Origin of the sequence: Phocaeicola intestinalis, from assembly GCF_014837065.1 — a bacterium.
In the GTDB taxonomy this organism is placed as follows: Bacteria; Bacteroidota; Bacteroidia; order Bacteroidales; family Bacteroidaceae; genus Phocaeicola; species Phocaeicola intestinalis.
The window spans coordinates 1-5,846 of the sequence record NZ_JACSPP010000101.1; the positions used below are offsets into that span (position 1 = coordinate 1).

The 5,846-nt window shown below is 43.2% G+C and carries 3 protein-coding genes and 1 pseudogene; 3 read left to right on the forward strand and 1 reads right to left on the reverse strand.

The features are described from left to right. Window positions 1–78: 78 nt before the first annotated feature. The 3 genes and pseudogenes from H9625_RS16865 to H9625_RS16875 all read left to right on the forward strand — a co-directional run. Window positions 79–429: pseudogene (locus tag H9625_RS16865) on the forward strand (helix-turn-helix domain-containing protein); the annotation flags it as partial. 298 nt (window positions 430–727) lie between these two features. Then, window positions 728–3,919 carry a TonB-dependent receptor gene (locus H9625_RS16870; protein ID WP_225226484.1) on the forward strand — a complete coding sequence of 1,064 codons (3,192 nt, stop codon included), beginning with the start codon at window positions 728–730 and terminating at the stop codon, window positions 3,917–3,919. A gap of 94 nt (window positions 3,920–4,013) precedes the next feature. Then, complete coding sequence (locus tag H9625_RS16875; protein WP_191765480.1) at window positions 4,014–5,360, forward strand: alkaline phosphatase family protein; 1,347 nt, start codon at window positions 4,014–4,016, stop codon at window positions 5,358–5,360. Here the strand turns inward: H9625_RS16875 and H9625_RS16880 are convergent. After that, window positions 5,244–5,846: IS5 family transposase (locus tag H9625_RS16880; RefSeq protein WP_191765483.1), on the reverse strand; the 603-nt coding region annotated here is incomplete at its 5' end. The genes H9625_RS16875 and H9625_RS16880 overlap by 117 nt on opposite strands.

Sequence of the window (5,846 nt, forward strand, 5' to 3'; positions counted from 1 at the left end):
TTTCTTTCATTTACAAATTTAATAATTCTCTTGGCTTTATGCTATTTTGCTAGCACATTACAAACATAGGAACTAAACGATTCATTAAACAAAATCGACCAACAGTTCTTAGAGAAAATAACTCACGTTATCACCGATAATCTTTCGTCAACAGAAACAATTGACATCAGTTTCCTTGCCAGCCATCTTTGCATGAGCAACTCGACTTTATACCGGAAAGTAAAAGCCTTGACCGGCATGTCAACCAACGAATACATCCGTAAAATCAAGATGCAACTTGCCGAAAAGATGTTGTTGGAAGGGAAATACAACATTTCTGAAATCGCGTTCAAGGTAGGCATCAACAGCACAGTCTACTTCCGCCAATGCTTTAAGGAAGAGTTCGGCATCACTCCTTCCGAGTATCTGAAGAAAATCAAGCAAGGATAAACAAAAACGGATAGACATGAGGCGATTCTTATTCAAGCCTCATGTTACATTCCTGTTTCATCCAAAACAAATTTATATCTAATTGAATGTGAGACACATAATTATTCCAATGAAATCATTCTTTACATTTCATGTTACAAACGTGTGAATCTTCACCTTTCGGAGTGTTAAATAAGCATAAACAAGCTGTTGCTTTATAAAAATACATTTAATTTTGCTTCGGTAAAAACAGATTGGATTTAGGATAACTAAAACAAACGACACATAACCGACTAAATAAATTTTTAATTCAATTATTATGTTACATCAATCCAAATTATTCTTGGCGGCAATGGCAACCACCATCACCGTATGTGCCAGTGCCCAAGTAACAACTTCTGCCGTAAGCGGACAAGTCATCGATGAAACCGGACAAGCCGTTATCGGAGCAACAGTATTGGCTGTACATGAGCCTTCAGGTACACAATACGGAGCAGTAACCAATATGGACGGACGTTATACCATTCAAGGTATGCGTACCGGAGGTCCGTATAAAATCGAAATCTCGTATGTAGGCTACAAAAAATCTACTTACACAGACCTTTACCTCGAATTGGGTAATACATTAGGGCTGAACGCAAAAATGGAACCCAGCAGTGAATTGCTTGATGAAGTGGTAGTAGTGGCGGATGCAAAAGCAAACGCAGGAGCCTCGAGCAACTTTTCTACGCAAAAGATAGAGAATACGCCTACAGTAGACCGCAACATTTATGACATCGTAAAAAATATGCCGATGGCTATGACCTCAAAAAATGGAGGCATCACTTTCGCCGGCTCAAACAACCGTTACAACAGCTTTCAGATAGACGGTACGGTAAGTAACGACGTATTCGGTCTTGCCGCATCGGGAACCAATGGAGGACAAACAGGAGCCAACCCGATTTCAATGGATGCTATCCAGGAAATCCAAGTCGTAGTGGCTCCGTTCGATGTCCGTCAAAGCGGATTTACAGGCGGTGGCATCAATGCCATTACCAAACAAGGCACAAACACCACTCACGGTTCGTTCTATACCTATTTCAATAACCAAAATATGTACGGTAAATACAGTGCCATCCGCGACTACGCTAAATCTCCGATGACTCAACAATATACCCGTACTTTCGGTGGAACATTAGGCGGTGCTATCGTAAAAGACAAATTATTCTATTTCGTCAGTGCAGAAGGGAAGAAGGAATCTTATCCGTCAAGTATCTATCCAGGCTATACCAGCGAATACTTGACAGCAGACGTGGCTTCCCAAATCGCGAATAAATATAAAGAACTGACCGGTTTCGAAGAAGGATACAGCCAACGCAACGTAGACCAAAAGTCATTCGGCTTGCTGGCACGCATTGACTGGAACATCAATCAAGACCACAAATTGGCAATCCGCTACCAACACAACAATTCGTATGACGATAACTACGGGCCAAGTGCCTACTCGTACACATTCAATAACAGCAGTTACCGAATGAACAATAAAACGAATTCTATCGTTGCCGAATTAAACTCTCACTTAGGAGAAAACTTGTACAACGAATTACGTGCTTCCGCAAGCTTTATCCGCGACCATCGCGACGTAGGATATCAAGGTCCGACAGTACAAATCAGCAACATCCTTGGCGGAGACGGACAAACCAACATCACTGCCAACATTGGTACCGAATATTCTTCGGGCGCTAACCTGCTTGACCAAGATATCTATACATTCGAAGACAACCTGTCTTGGTATTTAGGAGACCATACACTGACCTTTGGCACACACAACGAAATTTACCGCATTAAGAACTTGTTCATCCAAGCAGTAAACGGTTCATGGTATTATGATTCGTTGGAAGACTTTATGAACGATACTCCTTATCAATATTCATACAAATATACAGACCCTGATTTAACCGGCGGTGACCTGCGTTACGCTCCGAACATGAAAGCCGGTCAATTCGGCTTCTATGCACAAGACAAATGGAATGCAACTAACAATTTCGAACTGACTTACGGATTGCGTATTGACATTCCGGTTGTATTCAACAACCCGACAAGCAATCCCACATTCAACGAATACGCTCAATCAAATGGCTTCGATGCACGTGTCGGAACTGTACCCAGTGCAAAAGTAATGTTCTCTCCGCGTGTAGGATTCCGCTGGTATGCAGATGAAAACCGGAACACATTAATTCGAGGCGGCCTTGGCATTTTTACCGGACGTGTACCTTTCGTGTGGTTATCAAATGCATTCAACAATACAGGTATGGAAATGAAAGGAACAACCATTTCCCCACAAGATGCAGACGGAAACTATACGAAAACAGCACCCTCTTTAGGAGATTACGCAAAAGACCCAATGGGTGCAATGAACTCACAAAGCGGTTCCGCAGCACGTCCCGATATTGTTACCGTATCAGAAGACTTCAAATATCCGCAAGTATTCCGTGTGAATTTAGCATGGGAGCAACGCTTGCCGGGCGATGTCAAAATGACATTGGAAGGCATCTATTCAAAGACAATGAACAACGTGTTCTTTGAAAATTTAGCGCTGAGCAATAATGGTAATAAAGTATATGCCGTTCCTGGTGTTGAAGCATCTGCAGCTCCTTATTATTCGACAGCAAAAAGTGATTATTATAGCATCGTAAATCTGAGAAATACAAACAAAGGATATACATACGCAGTATCAGCGATGTTAGAAAAGAGCTTCAATTTCGGTCTCGACCTTTCGGCATCTTATACTTTCGGCCATGCTAAATCTGTAAACGACGGTACAAGTTCTGTAGCTTATTCGAACTGGAAATACAATTATTCACGTGACACGAATTCTGAAAACGAACTCGGTTTCTCTAAGTTCGATATACCTCACCGTGTTATGGTACAAGCTTCTTACACCAGCCCGAAATACTGGAATGGATGGATGAGCTCTACTATTTCAGTTATCTATAACGGATTCTCAGGAAGCCGATACAGCTTAACGATGAATGAATCAACAGACTTTAATGGAGACGGGTATAGAGGCAACTCACTGCTGTATATCCCCACCGATGAAGAGTTAAATAAGATGAACTTCGTTGATTCGAAGACTATGACCGCTGCAGAAAACCGTGAAGCTTTCAGACAATGGATTGAAAATGATTCTTATGCAAAAGACCATCGCGGACAATATGCTGAACGCAACTCGAACTTGAGCAAATGGGAACATGAGATAGACCTCCATTTTGCACAAACCATCCACAACATTAAGGGTATGGGCAAACTGGAATTCACTTTCGACATCATCAACTTTGCCAATATGCTGAATAAGAAATGGGGTGCAAGCTATAGCTCCGCATACAATTTATCACCGGTTTCTGTAACAAGCCTTTCTACAGACGCCAATGGCAACCGTACTCCAAGCTATACTTACAACAATGCTGAAATCAATAAAGACGACATCGCTTCCCGCTGGCATGCACAAGTCGGCGTAAGACTGAGCTTCTAATTGAATATTTCACTGAACGCAGATTAACGCCTATTTCTCCGGAATCTTACGTTAATCTGCGTTTTTATATCATTACCATCAAACTTTTAGACGCATGAAAAAGATTCTTTTCACCTTATTATTGCTGGCAACACTCTTACCTGCAATGGCAGGAAACAAACATTACACCGTCATCGTTTCCCTTGACGGATTCCGTTGGGACTATACAAAAATGTATGAAACCCCGTTCTTCGACCAAATGGCAAGAGAAGGTGTACAAGCTACCATGTTCCCGTCTTTTCCCTCGAAAACGTTCCCCAACCATTATACACTGGCAACCGGATTGTATCCTGACCATCACGGCATCATCGCCAATTCGTTTTGGGCTGCCGACAGAGGTAAAATGTATGCCATGAACAACCCGGAAACACGTAATGACCCTTCTTTTTATGGAGGAGAGCCCATTTGGATTACAGCACAGAAACAAGGAATTAAAACAGGAAATGTGTATTGGGTAGGTTCGGATATCGCCATAAAAGGACAACATCCCACCTATTATAAAGTGTACGATGATACCCCCAGGCTGAACTATGCCGAACGCATTGCATACGTACTGGAGATGTTAAAGAAACCGGAACCCGAACGCCCCCAACTGATTATGGCTTACTTTGAAGACCCTGACCACTACGGTCATGCTTTCAGTCCGCACAGTGCAGAAACACACCGTTGCATCACTGAACTGGACGTTTTGATGAAACAATTATGGGACGGCATCCAACTGCTTCCTTTTGCCGAAGACGTAAATCTGATTGTCACATCCGACCATGGCATGGCTACCATCAGTCCCGACCGCTGTGTCTCTATCAGCCAATACCTGAAACCGGAATGGTACGAACGCATCAACGATAATCTTCCGGCTCAAATTTATGCCAAAGCAGGCTGTACCGATTCCATCTACAACGCCTTACAAGGGCTGGAGCATGTACGCGTATGGAAAAAAGCAAACATCCCGGCTTACTTGCATTATGGCAGCAATGCCTATATAGGCGATATTATCGTATTGCCAGACTTAGGTTGGTTAGTCACCGATGATACAGACTTCAACGTAGGAGGCGCACACGGATTCGACCCGACTTACGATGATATGCAAGTCATGTTCCGTGCTTGCGGTCCGGATTTCAAGAAAGGTTATACGGCATCCAAATTCCATAACGTCAGTATCTATTCCCTCCTTGCCTATCTGCTCGGCATCACGCCTGAAAAGACCGACGGATCATTAGAAGAAGTCAAAGGAATGCTAAAGGCTCTTCCAGCCCAATCATCGACTTCAGAAGCTGTTTTGATTTCATTCGATAAATTTGTTAAGCATGATTTGTATGAATGCAATCTGTACCATAGCTTCTGCGGTTTCAGCAAGGAATTCATAATCGATGGTCAGCCTTCTGAAGTTTTCCAGCCATGAGAAAGAGCGTTCCACAATCCAGCGTTTGGGCAGTACCTGAAATTTGGACGGACATTCGTCCGGTCTGAGTACGACCTCCAATATCCATCCGAATTTCTTCTTGACCCAATCAGCCAAATCTCCCCTGTAGCCTCCATCCGCCAATATTTTAACCAAGCGCGGAAATTTATAAGCGAGTTTCTCTATGGCTTGTGGGGCGCCCTTGCTGTCATGCAGGTTGGCTTCATGGATTGCGATGGCTAACGGAAGGCCGAGCATATCGACTATGATGTGCTCTTTCCGTCCTTTGGTTTTCTTGTTCCCGTCTATACCACGGTCAGAATCAACATGATGGGAAGTCTTTACGCTTCTGGAATCCATGATACCAAGACTGGGACTTTCCTGCCGTCCCGCCTGTTTACGGATAAAAGAGTGCAAGGCATCCATCACCTCTTCAAACACACCTTCAAGCTTCCACTTGCGGAAGTAGTAATAGACGGTTTGCCA

Bases quoted from the DNA above. Each gene is read 5' to 3' on its own strand.
- H9625_RS16870 (WP_225226484.1), top strand. From the start codon at position 728: ATGTTACATCAATCCAAATTATTCTTGGCGGCAATGGCAACCACCATC.
- H9625_RS16875 (WP_191765480.1), top strand. From the start codon at position 4,014: ATGAAAAAGATTCTTTTCACCTTATTATTGCTGGCAACACTCTTACCT.